General features: G+C 71.2%; 2 protein-coding genes. Both read right to left on the bottom strand.

Annotation, left to right across the window (positions count from 1 at the left end):
• A partial coding sequence (locus IJH84_RS01850; RefSeq protein WP_295139518.1) for a ComEC/Rec2 family competence protein occupies positions 1-1,097 on the bottom strand: 1,097 nt, incomplete at its 3' end.
• Positions 1,094-1,996 carry a ComEA family DNA-binding protein gene (locus IJH84_RS01845; protein ID WP_295139515.1) on the bottom strand — a complete coding sequence of 301 codons (903 nt, stop codon included), beginning with the start codon at positions 1,994-1,996 and terminating at the stop codon, positions 1,094-1,096. The genes IJH84_RS01850 and IJH84_RS01845, both read right to left, overlap by 4 nt.
• Between the last annotated feature and the right edge of the window lie 103 nt (positions 1,997-2,099).

Here is a 2,099-nt window from a genome sequence, read left to right as displayed (position 1 = left end):
GCGAGCACGATCAGCCCGGCCGTCGCGGCCACCGATAGCGCGAACCCCGCGGCCGTGGCCAGGCCCGGCGCCAGCAGCAACAGGCCGACGACGCTCGCCGAGAGGATCGGCAGCGCCGACCGTTCGCGGCCGAGGACGAGGGCGAGCAGCCCGATCGAGCCCATCACCGCTGCCCGGAGCACGCGCGGTTCCGGTCCGGCGAGCACCACGAAGCCGATCATCGCCAGCGCCGCCCCCACGGCCGACACGGCAGGGCCTGCGCCGATCAGGCGCAGCACGAGCAACACCGCCCCGCAGACGATCGCGAGGTTCGAGCCGGAAACCGCGGTTAGGTGGGTGAGTCCGGCCGTGTTGAACTGCTCGACGACTTCCGGCGGGAGCTTGCCGGTGTCCCCGACCACGAGGCCCGGCAGCAGTCCGGCTGCGGCTGGGCCGAGCATCGTGCGTGAAGTCTCGCGCAGTCCCTCGCGCAGATCCTCCGCTGCACGCTGCCAGCTCGGCGCGGGCGATAGGCCTTCGGGCGCTTCGTAGGTCGCAACGGCCGCGACGAGCAATTCCCCATTCCGCGGCGGCAGGACCTTGCCGTGCACGGTGACCTGCTGGCCGGCCGTCAGCGCGCCCCACTGCTCGGTAGGGGCCAGCAGCAGAACTTGCCCGCCCACCAGCGTCCGGCGGTCGTCGACCTCGACGGAGTCCAATCGCAGCCTGGCCACCGAGCGATCTTGCGCCCGGCGAGCACCGTAGGAGGCACCCTGCAACGGCCGCGGCGATTCCACCAATGTGCCACGCAGTTCCGCCTGCTCGGCCTGCCGTGCGGCCGAGCGCAACGGATGCGCGGCCACCGCGTGGGTCCGAACGGCGATCCCGGTGGCCGCGGCGCTGGAGATGATCAGCACGGCCAGCACGCCGTTGCGCCAAGCGCGCCCGCGCCCGAACCTCCAAGCCATCGGCAGCAGGAGCAGCGTCGCGCACGAGAGCACTGCCGCGGTCGGCCACCCGCCGTGCAAACCGGCCAAGGTGATCGACCACGTGACCAGCGCAGCGGGCAGCAACCGCAAGTCCAATGTGGACCCTAGCGCGAAGGACTTGGCCCTCACGCCCGGACCAGCTCCCGCAGCCGCTCCATCCGGGTGTCCCCGATCCCTTCGACGTCTCCGAGCTGGTCGACCGAGCCGAACCGGCCGTGCTGCTCCCGCCATTGCACGATCCGTTCGGCCGTGACTTGACCGATTCCTGGTAGCGCATCGAGCTGGTCCTCCGTGGCGGTGTTGAGATCGACTTTGCTGCCCGCTCCACCCGGCTCGGGCGTCGAGGCCTGCCGGCCTCCCGGTTGGGCGCCGGGAGGTACCGGCACTGCGACGTAGAGCTGCTCCCCGTCGACGAGCCTGCGGGCCAGGTTCAACGTGGTGATGTCGGTTCCGGGCAACGCGCCGCCCGCCGCATCGAGCGCATCGGCTACCCGCCCGCCGGGGCGCAGCGTGACCAGGCCGGGACGCGACACCTCACCGACCACGCTCACCACTAAGTCCACGGGCGGCGGCGCGGCGGCCTGCTGAACCGGTGGTGCGGCGACCTGTTCCTGGACGGGAGCGGCCGGCGCCGGTTCGGGAACCGGCCGGTCCAGCCACGTGACGACTCCGACCACGGCCAGCGCGACGACCGCGGCGAGCGCGATCCCGAGCCGCCCGTACCTGCCAGGATCGACCCGGGCACGCGACCACGATTCGGGCAGCCATCTGCGCACAGCTCGCCGCACTGGCGTCGACGTCGTGGGCGGGTCCGCATTCGAGGGACCGGCGCGGGACCCACCCTCGGGTTCCGGTGTCAATTCTTCCGTTCCGGGATCCCGGCCGGTCGGCGTCGGCCCGTCCTCGCGTTCCTGCTGCGTGCGCTCGCGCTCGGCCTGGCGCATCAGTGCGCGCAGGCGGGTACGCGGACTCGACGCGGTGTCCGGAGAATCGTCGAGCGAACCGTGGAATCGGGTTACAGCAGCCATGCCATCGACGTTAAGGAATCCGCGAACCGCCGCCCAGACTCAATTCTGCAATCTGTGGACAACTTGTCGGGCTGTGGATGAACCAGCACGAACAATCCGTAGG

Source organism: Saccharopolyspora sp. (genome assembly GCF_017434145.1).
In the GTDB taxonomy this organism is placed as follows: domain Bacteria; phylum Actinomycetota; class Actinomycetes; order Mycobacteriales; family Pseudonocardiaceae; genus Saccharopolyspora_C; species Saccharopolyspora_C galaxeae.
Note: the sequence above shows the minus strand (reverse complement) of the source record. Positions and strands in the feature narration are given on the sequence as shown.